We start from the raw sequence: 15,919 nt of genomic DNA, 5'->3' as shown, positions 1-15,919 counted from the left end.
GCGTGGTGAAGGTCGGTGGGGGCGCAGCGAGGAACACGCGCGCCTGGTCGGCCGGCGCACCCACCATCGTGGCTGACTGTCGTCGGCTGAGGTTCGTGCCACAACCGTGCCAGATGCAGGGGTCAGCCACGGTTAACGCCGGTGCCTCGCGGTCGAGTAGCCGCACGCTTCCTCGGCTGACGAAGCCGCAGATCAGCCCGCAGGTCACCCCGCCTCTCTCCTACTGAGTTTTTCGTTAGTTCTGTGGTGGTTAGGGATGGATTTTCAGGCCGGTGTGGGTGAGGAAGGACCACGGGAGTTGCTCGCTGGAGCAGACTCGGTGGATGCCGCGTTCGGCGGCGTCGGCGGCATCGGTGAGGTGGTCGCCGGCGAGGTTGGCCAGTTCGCGGGTCTTGATGGCCGACCACAGCAGTTCGACCGGGTTGAGTTCGGGTGCGTAGGCCGGCAGCCGCTCCAGCGTCAGCCAGTCCTGCTCGGTCGCCCAGGCCCGCATGCCCCGGCTCCAGTGGGCGGACAGTCCGTCCCATACCAACACCACCGACTCACCGGCGTAGAAGGTCTTGATCTGTTCCAGCACCTCGATCAGGGAAGTGGTGTCGTAGCTGCCCGGCTTGAGGCGGAAGCACAGCCGCGGGCCGCGTTCGGGGTCGGCGGCGTGGTAGCCCAGCGCGGCGGCCATCCCCGCTCGTTTCCAGTTCAGCCGGTGCCGCAGAGTAGGGGTGCGGCCGCGGGGTGCGTAGGTGCGGCGCACCCCGGGCAGCAGCGATACGCCTGATTCGTCGAGGAACACGATCCAGGCACGTTTCTTCACCGCCCTTTTTGATGCGCGGCCACTCGTGGGCGACCCATCGGGCGATCTCGCACTCGTCCCGCTCGACGGCCTGGCGCCGGGGCCGCTGCAGACTCCATCCCAGCCGCCCGGTCAGCAGGCGCCATACCGAGGCCCGGGCCAGCGTCACCCCGGTCACCCGCTCAACCACCACGCCGACCCGTTCCAACGTCCACAGGTCCGCCTCGAACCCGTGCGCCTGAGCGCCCCGCTCCAAGGCGGCTCGCACCGCTTCGACCTGGGCGTCGTCCAGCTTGGGCGGCCGACCGGTGGCCGGATGCCGCCGCAATGCCTCAGCCCCGCCCTGCTCCCACAGGCGTTTCCACCGGCGCACACTCTCGGGATGCATCCCCACCGCCCGGGCAACCTCGGACGAAGGACGTCTCTGCTCGAACAACTCGGCCGCGCGCATGCGACGGGCCTCGGCCAACTGCGGCCGCGTCAGCGGCAGAACGGAGACATCAGCAACAGCATCCTGCGGCTTGGAAGACACACCCTCATGCTCACACTGCCGAAGCCCCAACCACCACAGAACTAACGAAAAACTCAGTAAGACCGTGTCCTACATGGTCAGTTGGTCGTTGGACTGGTCATGGGGAGTGGGCGGTGGGGATGGATCGTGCCGGATGGCCTGTGGGAGATCGCCAGGCCACTGCTGCCGCCGGCGCGGGTGCGTCCGCAGGGCGGCGGGGTCGCGAACATCGATGACGAGGCGGTGTTCGCCGCGATCATCTATGTGCTGGTCAGTGGCTGTGCCTGGCGGGCGTTGCCGCCGTGCTTTGGGGCATCGGAGTCGACCGTGCACCGCCGGTTTCTCATCTGGTCCCGGGCCGGTGTGTGGGGACGACTGCACCAGAAGGTGCTCGAGCTCCTGGACGGCCAGAACCTCGTCGACCTGTCGCGCGCTGTCCTCGACTCCGCTCACGTCCGCGCTAAAAAAGGGGCGAACACACAGGTCCGAGCCCCGTGGACCGGGGTAAGCCGGGTTCCAAGATGCACGTCTTGTCCGACGCGAACGGACTGCCCCTACGCGTCGGACTCTCCGCGGCCAACACCCACGACAGCCTCGCCCTGAAGCCGATGCTGTCCCACTTCCACATGGGACACGAATCCCACGCGACCGATTCCAAGCCTGGGCGTCTCCACGCGGACAAGGCATACGACATCCCTCACCTGCGGCGATGGCTATGGGGCAAGCACATCGGCGTCCGCATCGCCCGCAAAGGCATCGACTCCAGCGAGCGACTCGGCCGACGCAGATGGGTCATCGAACGCACCATGTCCTGGCTGACCGGCTACCGCCGACTCAACCACCGCTACGAACGACGCCCCCGCAACTACCTGGCCTTTCTCGGACTGGCAGCCGCGCTCTGCTGCTACAAACGGCTCCTCAACCTGACCATGTAGGACACGGTCTTACTGCGGCACTATCCTGGCGAGTCACTAGGCCGTTTCCTTCAGATCATCTGATCGTTGGTTGATGTGTCATTGACTGACGCCCAGTGGGCGAGGATCGAGCCGTTGCTGCCGGACCGGACCCCGAAGCGGGGTGGTCGGTGGCGGGATCACCGGCAGGTGATCGACGCGATCGCGTTCAAGTACCGCACCGGCACGCCGTGGATGGACCTGCCCGAGCACTTCGGCTCGTGGAAGGGCGCCCACAATCGGTTGCGGATGTGGGCCGCGGACGGGACGTGGGAGAAGGTGTTCACGGCTCTGCTCGCCCAGGCTGACGCCGAGGGCGACTTGGACTGGGTCGTCGCGGTCGACTCCACGATCGTGCGGGCTCATCAGCACGCGGCCGGGGCCCGTCAAAAGGGGCTCCGGCAGGCGAGCCGTCCGACCATGCCCTCGGACGGTCCCGCGGTGGTCTGACCACGAAGATCCACCTCGCCGCCGATGGCCGCTGCAGGCCGCTGGCATTCGTCGTCACACCCGGGCAGGCTGGAGACGCACCCGCATTCGAGCAGGTCATGGCCCGATTACGGGTGCCTCGCCGGACCGGCCGGCCGAGAGTCACACCGGATGCGGTCCTGGCCGACAAGGCCTACTCCTCACGGGCGATCCGTCGTCATCTGCGGCGCCGCGGAATCCGGGCGGTGATCCCGCAGCCCGCCGACCAGGCCGCAAACCGCAAGCGGCTCGGCAGTCGCGGCGGCCGTCCGCCGGCCTTCGACCGCGAGGCCTACAAGCAGCGAAACACCGTCGAGCGGTGCATCAACAAGCTGAAGCAGTGGCGCGGCCTGGCCACTCGCTACGACAAGACCGCCACCATCTACCTCGCCGGACTCCACCTCGCCGCCATCTTCATCTGGTCCGCAAGGTGATCCAAAGGAAACGGCCTAGGCGCGCCGGAAGTCCGATAAGTGAACCTCGAAGCTGAATCGCTGCCACCGCCGATCGCTGTGCCGTCGACCCTCACGCCCGCTCCAGCCCCGAGCCTCGCCCTGCGCTACATGTCCGTTCACCGTAGCTATACGAGAACAGGGCCGAGGAGGACGGTGTCCTGTCGCATTGAAGCTGTCGGATTCCCGCTGCTTCTCGTTCGCGGTGGCGGATTCTCATTGCGTCGCGTGCTGAGCGGCGGCGTTTGCTTCGTTCGTGGGGTTTGATCTCACTTCGCTGGTCTCGTTCTCATTGCACCTGTCACGGTCGGCTTCGGCATGTACGTGGCTGTCGGGGGTGGCGATCGCAGCCCAGACACCCGATTGATCAGCCTTCGGACAAGCGACAAGCTCGCTGCCAATTCCACCCTGTCGGCTCACAACCTGCGAGCCTACGGCGTCCAGGACTGCCGTCTTGCCGGGCGCCGAGATCTACGGGAGATCCCCTCAACGCGGAGCCGGAACGGCACCATGTGACCATGCCGATATGACATCTGGTCGGATCATCTTCCTCAATGGCACCTCCAGTTCAGGGAAGTCGAGCATCGCCCGGGAGCTTCTGGACATCCTGGACGACGGCGTCTTCTTCCACCTGGCGGTCGACAGCTTCAACTCGATGCGCAGCAAGCGGGAGCTTGAGGCGGAGGAGCTCGACGCCGCGCTGCGGCGGACCAGGATGGGCTTCCACCGCTCGATCGCGGCCATGGCCGAGGTGGGCAACGACATCGTGGTCGACCATGTGCTGAGCGAGCCGTGGCGACTGCTCGACTGCCTGACAGTGCTGCCGCCCGAGGACGTACTGTTTGTCGGCGTCCACTGCCCGCTGGACGAGCTGGCCCGCCGCGAGCTGGCCCGGGGCGACCGCCCGCCGGGCCTCGCGGCGCACCAATACGACCTGGTCCACGCCCACGGCGACTACGACGTGGAGTGCGACACCAGCGCGGCAAGCCCACGCGAATGCGCACAGCGCATCAAGGAACTCCTCGCGCACCGCCCCAGCCCCACCGCCTTCACCCGTCTCCGACGACGCTACCTGACGGACAGCCAAGAACCACCGACGACGAAGCACAGCCTCTTCGGCTAGGGCCAAACGCGCTCATGCCACGCTGGACTTCCACAGAAGCCAGGTGCAGTAAGAATCCTGAGCCATGCCAGTCTCACCACAACTGGCAAACCCGCAGCTCAACGCGAGATCCACAGTCAACTTCGCTCCGACAGGACAGCGGGGCCTCCCGCACAGCTCGTGGGTGTCGAATCCAACCGAGCAACAGGAGGCCCCTGGTGCTGCAGCCTTCCGTGCCGGCATCGATGTCGTCCAATCCGGCTTCCCTGACGTGTGATTGCCTTGCTCATCGGTTCGGGAACGCTGCGAACCATCCGCACAGGCGACCGAGGTATCCATCGGACATGAGCGACGCGGAGTGGGCCGTCGTCCGCGACGCGATGCCGGTCCCCGGCTGGCTGGAGGGCCGCGGCGGGCAACCGGAGAGCTACTGCCACCGGCAGATGGTCGACGCGGTGCGCTACCTGGTTGCGGGCGGCATCGCCTGGCGGGCGATGCCCGCGGACTTCCCCGCCTGGGACCGCGTCTACGCCTTCTTCCGGCGCCGGCGGGACAGGGGTCTGACCGCCGAGTTCCATGACCGGCTGCGCGAGAGGGTCCACGAGGCTGCGGGCCGGGATGCGGAACCGACGGCGGGCGTCATCGACGCGCAGTCGGTGAAGAGAGCCGGATGACCGGGAAACCGTCGTGTCCGGTTCGGCGGGAGGCCGCGCGGAACAGGACTCGCCCTCACGGCGAGCACCTCGCCGCGCGGTCCACCCAACCGCGTGGCTGATGCACTCACGTCGGCTGGCCCGCGACTACGAGACGCGCACCGATACCTCGGAAATGGTGATCCGCTGGTCGATGAGCATCGTCATGAGCCGCCGACTGGCGCGACGGACACGCTGAACAGCCCCGGACGGTTCTCCGTCAGCCAGCCCCGCGAGACCAGCAACTCCGCCTTCGACCGCACCCCTTCCACCTTCGCCGGGACCCGCTCCAGTCCGAGCGCCGCCGCGAGCTGTCGACAGTCCATCGTGTCTCCGCCGGCCAGGACGTGCATGATCCGCCGGTAACCAGGCGCCAGAACCGTCGGAGCAACTCCTTACTGCCAGTGCGGCACCACCGAACCGGGCACCGCCGCCCTGCCCTGGACCGGCCGTCCGTCGGTCAATACGGCTGACGACCGGTCCCCACCACCGCGGGGCTCTCCGCCAGACCTCGCCCATCGTCTCGCGGGCGATCACGAACCGCTCCCACACTGCCTCGGCCTCCCGCAGCTCGTCCTGGAGAGCCTCCACCCGCTGCCGAGCGGCGCGTTCACGCTCCTCCAGCAACCCCATCACCGACGGCATCCCGGCACCTCCACCGAAGAGACGACACGACACCTCGTCCCTGCCGCCGAAACGCCGCCCCCACACCTGACCAGCGGAAACACACCCGCCATTCTCGGAAAGACAACGGCTTCTAAGCGAGCCGTCGGCCGGATGTCAGTCAGCTGACGGAGGCTGTCGGCACGGTGGCCGAGCCATTCTCGTGGAGACATCGAACCCGCCCGGTACCCGGGCGAGACCACGAGGAGCGGACCATGAACACCATCGCGCAGCACTGGATCAACGGACGGTGGACCGGCTCCGGCTCGGTTCTGGAATCGATCAACCCGGCCGACGGCACAGTCGTCGGCTCCTTCTACGACGGTGGTGAGGTGGAGGCCTCGGCCGCCGTGGACGCCGCCGCCGCCGCGTTCGAGACCACCGAATGGGCGCGCACTCCCTCGCTCCGGGCGACCGCACTCAGCCGGCTGGCCGACGCCCTCGAGGCCCGGGTGCCCGAGATTGCGGCCATGTTGTCCCGGGAGAACGGCAAGCTGCTGGGTGAGACCACGTGGGAGGTCAGCGGCGCGGTCGGGTGGCTGCGGTACGCGGCGGCCTCTGCACGCACCCAGAGCGCCGGGCGCGCCGCCGAGACGGCACCCGGCCAGTACACCCACTCGGTGCCCGAGCCGCTCGGTGTCGCCGGGATCATCTCTCCCTGGAACTCCCCCATCATGCTGACCGTGCGGGCACTGGGCCCGGCACTGGCCGCCGGCTGCACCGTCGTGGTCAAACTTCCGGCTCAGACGGCACTGACCAATGAGCTTTTCGCGCAGGTCCTGGCCTCGGTCACGGAGATCCCGGCGGGCGTGGTCAGCGTGTTCACCGAGTCCGGCAACACCGGGGCCCCGTTCCTGGTCTCCTCGGACAAGGTCGACGTGATCAACTACACCGGCAGCACGCCGGTCGGGCGCCGTATCGCGGCCGCGGCCTCCACCACGCTCAAGCGGCTCGGTCTGGAACTGGGCGGCAAGGCGCCGATGGTGATCCTTCCCGACGCCGATCTGGACATGGTGATCCCGACCGTGGTGCAGTCGCTGGTGCTGATGAACGGGCAGTTCTGCTGCACCGGCTCCCGCGTACTGGTTCACCGGGACATCGCCGACCAGGTGCGCACCCGACTCACCAGCGCGCTCGCGCAGGTGCGGCTCGGCTCGGGCGACGACAAGGATGCCCAGCTCGGCCCGGTGATCGACCGGGCGTCCGCCCAGCGGGTGGACGCGATCGTCGAGGAAGCCACCTCGTACGGCACGGTACTGCTGCGCGGCGGCGTGGTCACCGACGGCCCCCTGGCCGCCGGTGCGTTCTACCGGCCGAGCCTGATCGAGGTGGACCGCACCGACGTCCGGATCGTGCAGGAAGAGGTCTTCGGCCCGGTCCAGACGTTCGAGATCTTCGACGACGAGGACGACGCCGTGACCAAGGCGAACGCCACCATCTACGGCCTGGCCGCCTCGGTGTTCAGCTCGGACTCGATGAAGGCCCGCCGGATCGCCCGGCGCATCCGCACCGGCACCGTATGGATCAACACCTGGGGAGCCATCAGCGAGGACTTCGAGGAGGGCGGCGTCAAGGGCAGCGGTTACGGCTATCTGTGCGGCCCGCGAGCGATCGAGGAGTTCCAGGCCCTCAAGGTGTACGTGGAGCAGGACCACACCCAGTCCGCTCACTGATCAGATCATGACCCGGCCGGCGCCCGCCCGGGCGCCGGGCCCGGGCCCCCGCACAAGAAGGCCGCACCATGCCGTCGATTCCGCTCACCGGAGCGACGAACGGTCTTGGTCTCGCTCTGGCTGAGGAGCTTGCGGAAGTCGGGCACCAGTTGCTTCTGCACGATCGTAACCCGCAGCAACCGGTGCCGATCGCGCAACGTTTCAGGGCCGAGCAATACATCGCCGACCTGTCCGCTCCGGCCAAGACCCAGCGACTCGCGGCCGAAGTGGCGGCACGGCACCAGCAGCGGCTGGCGGTGAACCACCTGAGCCCTGTGCTGCTCACCCGGCAACTGCTGCCGCTGTTGCGCGCGGGCAGCCCCTCACGCAGCGCCAACATCGCCTCGGTCGCGCAGGAACCGATGGAATCAAAACGATACGCAGCATTTCGATGTGGAGTGGTCCATGAACGAGGGAATTGTGTCCCATGCCTACGGTGCCGACGACCCTGGACTGCCAAGCCCACCGGCAGTGACAGACATCCGGCACACGCTCCGGGAGCAGAGCCGGAACGCGTCCGCGAACGCCGAACCCCGGCTCGGCCCCACCGTTCCGGCCGCCGCCCGGCGTTGGAAGCTGTGGCTCCTCACCGTGTGCGGTATCTACCCCACCATCGTCCTGCTGGGCCTGGCCACGAACCCTGTTCTGGAGGATCTGTACCTGCCGGTGCGACTCGCCGTACTCGTCCCGGCGGCGGCAGCAGCGATGGTCTGGCAGATCAATCCCCGACTGCAGCGGCATTTCGGAGCTTGGCTCACCAGATGACAAGCAGTCCGACTCCGCCGCCGGTGTGCACCGCGGCGCCCGCACACCGCAGACCACTGCGCAGGCTCACGGCGCGAGGCCGCGACGAGACCCACCGCGGCGTCTCCTCACTGGAGCTCTTCTTCGACCTGTGCTTCATCGTGGCCATAGCCCAGGCAGGCGCCCAGTTGGTGCACGCCATAGTCGAGGGACACACGGGCGAGGGGATCCTCAACTACTTGATGATCTTCTTCGCCATCTGGTGGGCGTGGATGAACTTCACGTGGTTCGCCTCGTCTTACGACAACGACGACGTGCTGTACAGGATCGTCACGCTGATCCAGATAGCCGGCGTGCTCGTCCTGACGGCAGGCGTCTCCCAGGCCTCCGAGGAACACGCGTACCTGGTCGTCATCCTGGGCTATGTGATCATGCGGCTCGCCATGACGGCGCAGTGGCTGCGCGTGGCGCGGTCGAGCCAGGGCCCCGAGCGGACGATGGCGCTGCGGTACGCCATCGGGCTGTGCCAGATCGGCTGGCTGGGACTACTGGCCCTGCCGGAGACCGGCCGCCCGTGGCTCTTCCTGGTGATGACGCTGCTGGAGATGGCCGTACCGCTGTATGCGGAGCGGGCCCACCCCACGCCGTGGCACCCCCACCACATCGCCGAACGGTACGGGCTGCTCACGCTCATCGTGCTCGGCGAGACCATCGCGGCGGCAACCGTCGCCGTGAAGTCGGGGATCGACGAGCACAACGCTCTGGGTGAGTTGCTGCCCATCGCCGCCGGCGGACTACTGATCGTCTTCGCCGCCTGGTGGGTGTACTTCGCGGTCCCCATCCACGGGCACCTCCGGTCGAACCGGCAGTCCTTCCTCTGGGGTTACGGCCATTACCTGATCTTCGTCTCGGGTGCCGCGATCGGGGCCGGCCTGGAGGTGGCGGTGGAGCATGCGGTGGGCAAGGCGCACCTCTCGGCGCTGTCGGCGTCGGCGGCGGTGACGCTGCCGACAGCGCTGTTCCTGCTCACGGTGTGGGCGCTGCACTCGCGCTTCTACAAGGTGGGGATCGCCCAGCAGTCGGTGCTGCCGGCCACGGCGCTGCTGGTGGTCGTCTGTACGTTCCTGGGTCACTGGGCGGTGCTCGCGGCGGGGCTGGTGGCGGCGCTGGCGGTGGCAACCGGGGTGACGCTGACGGCGCTCGGGGCGAGCCCGAAGCGCGGGAGGGGCGAGGAAAGCGTCGCGGTGCCAGTTCTGTGAGGGAACCCTCGCCGCCGCGGGGACCTGGTCGGCACGGCGTACGACGGCGCCCGTGCCGTGCGCCCGGTGCACCTGCTCAACGACGGCGACACGCGGTTCACGCCGGCTACGGGGACGCACCCGCTCGGCACCGCGAACCCGCTGGCCCTGGACGACGTCCTCACGGCGGGGCGCGGGCGCGGTGACCCACGCGACCGTACGCCCACCGGTTCTGTCTCGCCGTCGACCGTGATCTGTTCGCTGTGGCCGCGCGGGGTGGAGAAGTGGAGCAGGGCGGACTCGGCAGCGGCGTCGGCGTCGTCGTGTTCCTGGTCTTCGCCGTCGTCCTCGCCGCCGATGATCCGTCCGTCTTCGTCGCCTCGGACGTGGATCTTGCGCTGTCCGCTGGTGTGGGCGCGGGAGGCGAGCTGCTCGACGAGTCGTTCATCATGACTGCGCAGGCCTCGGAGGACGGCGACGAGGGGGCGGTAGCTGGCGGAGGCGACCGTGTCAGCCGGATCTTTGCCGGGCGGGAGGAGGACCGGCACGGTGATCCGCGCGACCTTGGTGCTGTCGTTGCGGTGGGGCTGCAGCGCCCGGCTGGTGTCCTGCATGATCTTCGTTTGGGAGCCGCGGGTGCCGGCGAAGCAGATGGCTTCACGCTCCGTTCGCCGATGGGTGCGATACTTCCTGATCAAGTGCGTGGCTGGTGGTCCGACCGCTTCGCGAGGCAGGACGAGGGACGCGGCGGATGTGGGCGAAGTCAGGGACAGGCATGGGCGTCGGCCCGACCGGGCTGGTCGGTCGGGAGGGCGAGCTCGCCGAGCTTGCGGCGTTCCTGGACATGGCCGGGACGGACGGAGCTGTCCTGCTGCTCACCGGTGATCCGGGCGTGGGGAAGACGGCGCTCCTGGACGCGACCGCCGAGCTGGCGGTGGCGAAGGGAGTGCGGGTCGTCCGCGGGAGCGGTGTCGAGTACGAGACGGACATCAGCTTTGCGGGGCTCCATCAGCTCGTTGGCTCGCTGCCGGACGAGCTCGGTCGTCTGCCGCGTTCCATGCGGGAGGCCCTCGAGGTCGCCCTCGGTCTCGGCGCCGGTCCCGCGCCGAGCCGGATCGCCGTCCTGAACGCGGCACTGTCCCTGTTCGACGAGGCCGCGAAGGAGCGGCCGTTGCTCCTCGTGGTCGATGACCTTCATGTCGTCGACCAGGCGAGCCGGGCTGCGGTGGGTTTCGTCGCCAGAAGACTGGGGGGCCGCCGCATCGGGCTGCTCGGAGCGCAGCGGGCGGAGCCCGGCGAATCCTTCCGGTCCACCGGTCTGTCGGAACTCGAGGTCGCGCCGCTGGGTGACGCGGACGCCCTGCGGCTGCTGTCCCGGCGCTTTGCCCACCTTCCCCGCCGGGTTCTTTCGACCGTGGCGCACGAGGCGCAGGGAAATCCCCTGGCGCTGCTCGAGTTCGCCGGGTCCACCGGGGTGTCCGGCGACCAACACGGCCAAGGGGCGGGGCGGGCGAGCGGCCCGGGGCGGGATGTCCGCGCTCTGTACGGCGCCCGCGTCGGACGACTGCCGCGGGGAACGCGCGAGGTACTGCTGCTCGCGGCTCTTGAGGGCTCCGGCGACATCGGCGTCCTCGAGGCGGCCGGCGGGCCGGGCAGCCTTGAGGAACTCGCTCCCGCGGAGCGTGACCACCTGGTCATGGTCGCGGAGAACGGCCGCGCGGTGCGCTTCAGGCATCCGCTGGTCAGGTCCGCGGTGGTCGACGGTTCCACCGGTGAACAGCGGCGCGGCGCCCACCGCCGGCTGGCCGACGCGCTGGCCGACCAGCCCGAGCGGCGCGGTGATCACCTCGCGAGAGCCACGACGGCGCCCGACGAGGCGGTCGCCGCCGTTGTGGAGTCGGCGGCCCGGAGCGGCCTGCGGCGCGGTGACGCTGACGGCGCGATCGCGAGATTGCGGCGCGCGGCCGAGCTGAGCCCCGACCGAGCGGACCGCAGGCGCCGCCTGTCGCAGGCCGCCTATGCCGCCGCCTGGGTCGCAGGCCATCTGGAGATCAGCCACGAGATCATGCGTGAGGTCGAGGGCGGTCCGGCGGCCCGGTCGCTCTCGGCGGCCGCGACGGCCGGCTTCCTGGTGCTCGTCACGGAAGGCGACGCCGATACGGCCCATGCACTCCTGATGGAGGCGGTCGAGCAGGCCCCGGTGATGCCCGGACCGCCGCGTGAGGAGCTGGAGACCGCGCTGTTCACCCTCAGCCTCGCCAGCCAGTACTCGGGTCGGCCCGAGCACTGGCAGCCTCTGGTCGATGTGCTCGCCCGGTTCCCCGAGGCAGCGCCCGCCGCCGCGGCGTCGCTGGGGCGCGTCCACCACGACCTCGGCTCCGTCACCGACGGCATGCTGCGCCGCCTGGACGAGGAGATCGCGCGGCTGAGGGACCAGAGTGACGCCGACGTGGTCATCCGCACCGCCCTGACCGCCTCGTACCTCGACCGGCTTCCGGGCTGTCGCGAGGCCGTGTCCCGGGTCATACGCGACGGCGGCGCGGTGGGATCGAGCATGCCGGCCCTGATGTTCGTCGCCCTGGACGACCTGTACGCCGGCCGGTGGCAGGCGTCGGCCGGTGCCGCGGACGAGCTCATCGCACTGTCCGAGGAGACGGGGTACCACCTGTTCGCCCAGGTGGGGCACTACGTCGCTGCGATGGCCGCGGCCCAGAGCGGCTCCCTCGACGCGTGCCGGGAGCACTGCGAGGACATCTGGGGGTGGTCGGGTCCCAGGGGCCTGCGGCGGCTGGAAAGCTGCGCCCACCAGGCGGCGGCCCGGGCGGCCCTCGGCGCCGCCGACTTCGAGACGGCGTTCCGGCACGCCACGGCGATCTGCGCTCCGGGTGTGCTGCCGCCGTTCAACCCCGAGGCCGTGTGGTCCGCGCCGGACCTCGTCGAGGCCGCCGTGCGCACCGGGCGGCACGCGGAGGCGCGACGGCACGCGGACGCGCTGCGCGACGCCGGTGTCGGTCACCTCTCGTCGCGGTTCGCGCTGAGCGCGGCCACGGTCACGGCGATGACATCGGCTGCCGAGGACATGGTCCGGTGCTTCGAGGAGGCGCTCGGGCTGCCGGGCGTCGAGCAGTGGCCCTTCGAGGTCGGCCGTGCTCATCTGGCGTACGGCGAGAGGCTGCGCCGTCAGGGGCTCAACCGCGAGGCCCGGGCGCAGCTGGCCGCCGCCCGCGGCCGCTTCGAGGAGCTCGGGGCCCGTTCGTGGGAGGCCCGGGCCGCGGCGGAGCTGCGCGCCACCGGGATGACGCGGACCGGCCGGGGCAAGGCCGGTGAGGCCCTCACCCCGCAGGAGCTGGAGGTCGCCAGGCTGGCGGCGACGGGGCTGTCGAACCCGCAGATCGCGTCGCGTCTGTTCCTTTCGCCGCGGACCGTGTCGTCGCATCTCTACCGTGTGTTCCCGAAGCTGGGGATCACGTCGCGGGCCGGGCTCCGCAACGCTCTGGAGGCGCTGCCTCCCGAGCCTCCGGCCACCCGGCCGTGAGAGCTACCGATCGGGTCTCAGCACTGCCCCGGTACTGACGTAAGCGAGCCGTCGGCCGGATGTCAGTCAGCTGACGGAGGCTGTCGGCACGGTGGCCGAGCCATTCTCGTGGAGACATCGAATCCGCCCGGTACCCGGGCGAGACCACGAGGAGCGGACCATGCCGTTCGTCACCACCGGCGACGGAGTCGAGATCTTCTACAAGGACTGGGGCTCGGGCCGGCCGGTCATGTTCCACCACGGCTGGCCGCTGAGCTCGGACGACTGGGACGCCCAGTTGCTGTTCCTCGTCCGGCGAGGCTACCGCGTCGTCGCCCACGACCGCCGCGGACACGGCCGCTCCGCCCAGGTCGGCCACGGGCACGACATGGACCGCTACGCGGCGGACGCCGCCGCCGTGGTGGCGCACCTCGGCCTGCGCGACGTCGTCCACGTCGGCCACTGCGCCGGTGGCGGAGAGGTCGCCCGGTACGTCGCCAGGCACGGTGCCGGCCGGGTCGCCAAGGCCGTCCTCATCGCAGCGGTCCCGCCGCTCATGGTCCAAACGGAAGCCAACCCCGCAGGACTGCCGATGGAGGTCTTCGACGGCTACCGCGAGGGCGTGGCCACCGACCGCTCCCAGTTCTACCTCGACATCGCCTCCGGGCCGTTCTACGGGTTCAACCGTCCGGGCGCGGACGTCTCCCAGGGCATCATCCAGGACTGGTGGCGCCAGGGGATGGCCGGCAGCGCGCAGGCACACCACGAGGGGATCAGAGCGTTCTCGGAGACGGACTTCACCGACGACCTCCGGGCGATCGACGTGCCCACGCTCATCATGCACGGCGACGACGACCAGATCCTCCCGATCGCCAACTCCGCCCGGCCGGCGGTCACGTTGGTCAAGAACGCGGACCTGAAGGTCTACCCGGGCCTGTCGCACGGCATGTGCACCGTCAACGCCGACACCGTCAACGCCGACCTCCTCGACTTCATCAAGAGCTGACCCGGCTCGGTACCGACACACAGTCCGTCAGCACGGAACACAACACGGAACAGAAAAGGAATCACCATGACCGCAACACCCACCGGCTACGTGACCGTCGTCTGGGACGCGAAGGCGAAGGCGGGCAGGGAGGCCGATCTCAAGGCGTTCATCACCGCCGCCGTCACCCCCTCGCGCAACGACCCCGGCAACATCGACTACGAGGCCCACGAAGTCGAGGGCCGACCCGGCGAATTCGTCATCTACGAACGCTGGGAGACCCGCGCCCACCTCGACGCCCACCTCGCCGCGCCCCGCATGCGGGAACTCGTCCCGCAGATGCTCGAACTGATCGACGGATCCATCGAGGACGGCATCCGCCTGCTGCGCCCGTTCCGCCCCGCCCACTAGTGCCGGACGCCCGCCGGCATCGACGCCGGCGGGCCGCACCGCCGCGAACCAATCCCGCGGGTGCTCCCGGTGACCGCTTCCCGGGAGCACCCGCTTTGACGACACTCACAGGAGAGACACGACGTGACCACCACATTGATCACCGGCGGCAACAGGGGACTCGGCCACGAGATCGCGCGCAGACTCGTCCAGGCAGGCCAGACGGTCTGGATCGGAGCCCGGGACGCCGAGAACGGACGCAAGGCCGCCGACCGGCTCGGCGCCGACTTCGTCCAGCTGGACGTGACCGACGACGCGTCGGTCGACGCGGCGGTCAAGACGCTGCGGGCGCGGGCCGGCCACCTGGACATCCTCGTCAACAACGCCGGCATCCTCGGCGAAGTGACGGCCCCCGAGGACATGACGGCCGACCAGATCCGCCACGTCTACGAAACCAACGTCTTCGGCCTGGTGCGCGTCACGCACGCGTTCCTGCCCCTGCTGCGGAAAGCGACCGCCCCGTCCGTCGTCAACGTCACCAGCGGCCTCGGCTCGTTCACGCTGACCCACGACCCGGAGCGGGTCGAGTCGCAGTATCCGCTCGCCGCCTACGGCTCGTCGAAGAGCGCGGTCACCATGCTGACCACGCAGTACGCCAGAACGATCCCCGACGTCCGCTTCAACGCGGTGGACCCCGGCCAGACCGCGACCGAGTTCACCGGCCACATCGGGCAGAGCGTCGAGGAGGGCGCCGAGGCGGCGGTGCGCATCGCCACCCTGGGGCCCGACACGCCCACCGGCACGGTGACCAACCGCACCGGCGTGCTCCCCTGGTGACGGCGGCAGGCCCGACGCCGGGACAGGCTTGGCAACCGCTCTCACCCGGCGCACCGGTCAGGGCCGGCGGGCCCTCACTGAGGGTCCTGACCGGCATCCGCCCCTCGCCCGTTCCGCACTTCCCGGGCGCGGGCCGCCTCACCTTTCTCCAGCCGTGCACGGGGCCTGGCCGCCCGCCCCGCCGGGGACCGAGCCGCCCGGCGTCCCGCTCATGGTCAACACCGCTCCCGCCAGGGGAAGGTGCGCAACGACCACCTTTCGGTCCCCGCGTGCGTGTACGCACGAACGGGGGCTGAGCCCCCTGTCCCGCAGTTCGAAGCAAGACCCTAACGCCACCTACACCGCGTTCCGCGAGGTCGGCCGCGTGGATTCGCACCGTGCAGCTGCTGCGCTACCTCTCGGATGCCCCGCTGCGCCGGCGGGTGACCGCGGCGACGAACAAGGTCGAGGCGTTCAACGGCTTCTCCCAGTGGCTCGGCTTCGGCAACCGTGGCGTCCTCGCCGACAACGACCCCGTCGAGCAGGAGAAGGCGATGAAGTTCAACGCGCTGCTCACGAACGCGGTGATCTTCCACAACGCCCTGGACATCGCGGAGATCGTCCGGCAGTTGCTGGAAGAGGGCTGGACGATCGAGCCGGAGGAACTGGCCCACATCTCGCCGTACCTGACCGAGCACATCAACCGGTTCGGCGAATACTCCACGCACGAGCTCGGCATCCAGCCCGAGGCGTACGACCCGAAGCTGAATGTGGACTTCACGCAGCTACGGGAGGAGAACCTGACCAGCGAGGGCTTCGGTCGGGCGGCCTGACCGAAAGGGCGCTGTGGCGCGTTCGTTAGGTGTGTCGCTGGCCGAGGCGTATCCGC

The 15,919-nt window shown here is 69.4% G+C and carries 13 protein-coding genes and 2 pseudogenes; 12 read left to right on the top strand and 3 right to left on the bottom strand.

Annotation, left to right across the window (positions count from 1 at the left end):
• Window positions 1-250: 250 nt before the first annotated feature.
• On the bottom strand, window positions 251-811 hold the full coding sequence (locus tag GL259_RS02040) for a transposase (RefSeq protein ID WP_159528669.1): 561 nt from the start codon (window positions 809-811) through the stop codon (window positions 251-253).
• Window positions 812-1,421: 610 nt separating this feature from the next.
• Here GL259_RS02040 and GL259_RS02030 point away from each other — a divergent pair.
• From GL259_RS02030 to GL259_RS38320, 4 genes and pseudogenes are all read left to right on the top strand, one after another.
• A protein-coding gene (locus GL259_RS02030) for an IS5 family transposase (RefSeq protein WP_243762525.1) occupies window positions 1,422-2,236 on the top strand; the annotation gives its coding sequence in 2 pieces (ribosomal slippage) (window positions 1,422-1,770 and window positions 1,770-2,236; 816 coding nt in all).
• A gap of 66 nt (window positions 2,237-2,302) precedes the next feature.
• Window positions 2,303-3,156, top strand: a pseudogene (locus GL259_RS02025) (IS5 family transposase).
• A gap of 544 nt (window positions 3,157-3,700) precedes the next feature.
• Window positions 3,701-4,297, top strand: a complete 597-nt coding sequence (locus tag GL259_RS02020; protein ID WP_159528665.1) for an AAA family ATPase — start codon at window positions 3,701-3,703, stop codon at window positions 4,295-4,297.
• Between the two features lie 323 nt (window positions 4,298-4,620).
• Complete coding sequence (locus tag GL259_RS38320) at window positions 4,621-4,950, top strand: transposase (RefSeq protein ID WP_243762197.1); 330 nt, start codon at window positions 4,621-4,623, stop codon at window positions 4,948-4,950.
• A 182-nt stretch (window positions 4,951-5,132) separates the two neighbouring features.
• Here GL259_RS38320 and GL259_RS38315 read toward each other — a convergent pair whose 3' ends face one another.
• On the bottom strand, window positions 5,133-5,294 hold the full coding sequence (locus GL259_RS38315; protein WP_243762196.1) for a hypothetical protein: 162 nt from the start codon (window positions 5,292-5,294) through the stop codon (window positions 5,133-5,135).
• A gap of 552 nt (window positions 5,295-5,846) precedes the next feature.
• Between GL259_RS38315 and GL259_RS02005 the strand changes: the two genes are divergently transcribed.
• From GL259_RS02005 to GL259_RS01995, 3 genes are all read left to right on the top strand, one after another.
• Window positions 5,847-7,304, top strand: a complete 1,458-nt coding sequence (locus tag GL259_RS02005) for an aldehyde dehydrogenase family protein (RefSeq protein ID WP_208026403.1) — start codon at window positions 5,847-5,849, stop codon at window positions 7,302-7,304.
• 510 nt (window positions 7,305-7,814) lie between these two features.
• Window positions 7,815-8,108 carry a hypothetical protein gene (locus GL259_RS02000; protein WP_208026402.1) on the top strand — a complete coding sequence of 98 codons (294 nt, stop codon included), beginning with the start codon at window positions 7,815-7,817 and terminating at the stop codon, window positions 8,106-8,108.
• Window positions 8,105-9,346 (top strand): low temperature requirement protein A, encoded by a 1,242-nt coding sequence (locus GL259_RS01995; protein ID WP_159528659.1) that lies wholly within the window; start codon window positions 8,105-8,107, stop codon window positions 9,344-9,346. The genes GL259_RS02000 and GL259_RS01995 overlap by 4 nt, the downstream gene beginning before the upstream one ends.
• A gap of 248 nt (window positions 9,347-9,594) precedes the next feature.
• On the opposite strand, the pseudogene GL259_RS38310 reads toward GL259_RS01995, so the two are convergent.
• Window positions 9,595-9,984: pseudogene (locus tag GL259_RS38310) on the bottom strand (helicase); the annotation flags it as partial.
• Window positions 9,985-10,100: 116 nt separating this feature from the next.
• Here GL259_RS38310 and GL259_RS01990 point away from each other — a divergent pair.
• The 5 genes from GL259_RS01990 to GL259_RS01970 all read left to right on the top strand — a co-directional run bounded on the left by GL259_RS01990 (window position 10,101) and on the right by GL259_RS01970 (window position 15,863).
• Window positions 10,101-12,860: a LuxR family transcriptional regulator gene (locus tag GL259_RS01990; RefSeq protein WP_243762195.1), complete on the top strand. Its 2,760-nt coding sequence runs from the start codon at window positions 10,101-10,103 to the stop codon at window positions 12,858-12,860.
• Between the two features lie 160 nt (window positions 12,861-13,020).
• On the top strand, window positions 13,021-13,845 hold the full coding sequence (locus GL259_RS01985) for an alpha/beta hydrolase (protein WP_159528655.1): 825 nt from the start codon (window positions 13,021-13,023) through the stop codon (window positions 13,843-13,845).
• A gap of 66 nt (window positions 13,846-13,911) precedes the next feature.
• On the top strand, window positions 13,912-14,235 hold the full coding sequence (locus tag GL259_RS01980) for a putative quinol monooxygenase (RefSeq protein ID WP_159528653.1): 324 nt from the start codon (window positions 13,912-13,914) through the stop codon (window positions 14,233-14,235).
• 123 nt (window positions 14,236-14,358) lie between these two features.
• Window positions 14,359-15,051, top strand: coding sequence for an SDR family NAD(P)-dependent oxidoreductase (locus tag GL259_RS01975; RefSeq protein WP_159528651.1), 693 nt, complete (start codon window positions 14,359-14,361; stop codon window positions 15,049-15,051).
• Window positions 15,052-15,428: 377 nt separating this feature from the next.
• Window positions 15,429-15,863 (top strand): Tn3 family transposase, encoded by a 435-nt coding sequence (locus GL259_RS01970; protein ID WP_159528649.1) that lies wholly within the window; start codon window positions 15,429-15,431, stop codon window positions 15,861-15,863.
• Window positions 15,864-15,919 lie beyond the last annotated feature (56 nt).

Origin of the sequence: Streptomyces sp. Tu 3180 (assembly GCF_009852415.1) — a bacterium.
In the GTDB taxonomy this organism is placed as follows: Bacteria; Actinomycetota; Actinomycetes; order Streptomycetales; family Streptomycetaceae; genus Streptomyces.
Note: the sequence above shows the minus strand (reverse complement) of the source record. Positions and strands in the feature narration are given on the sequence as shown.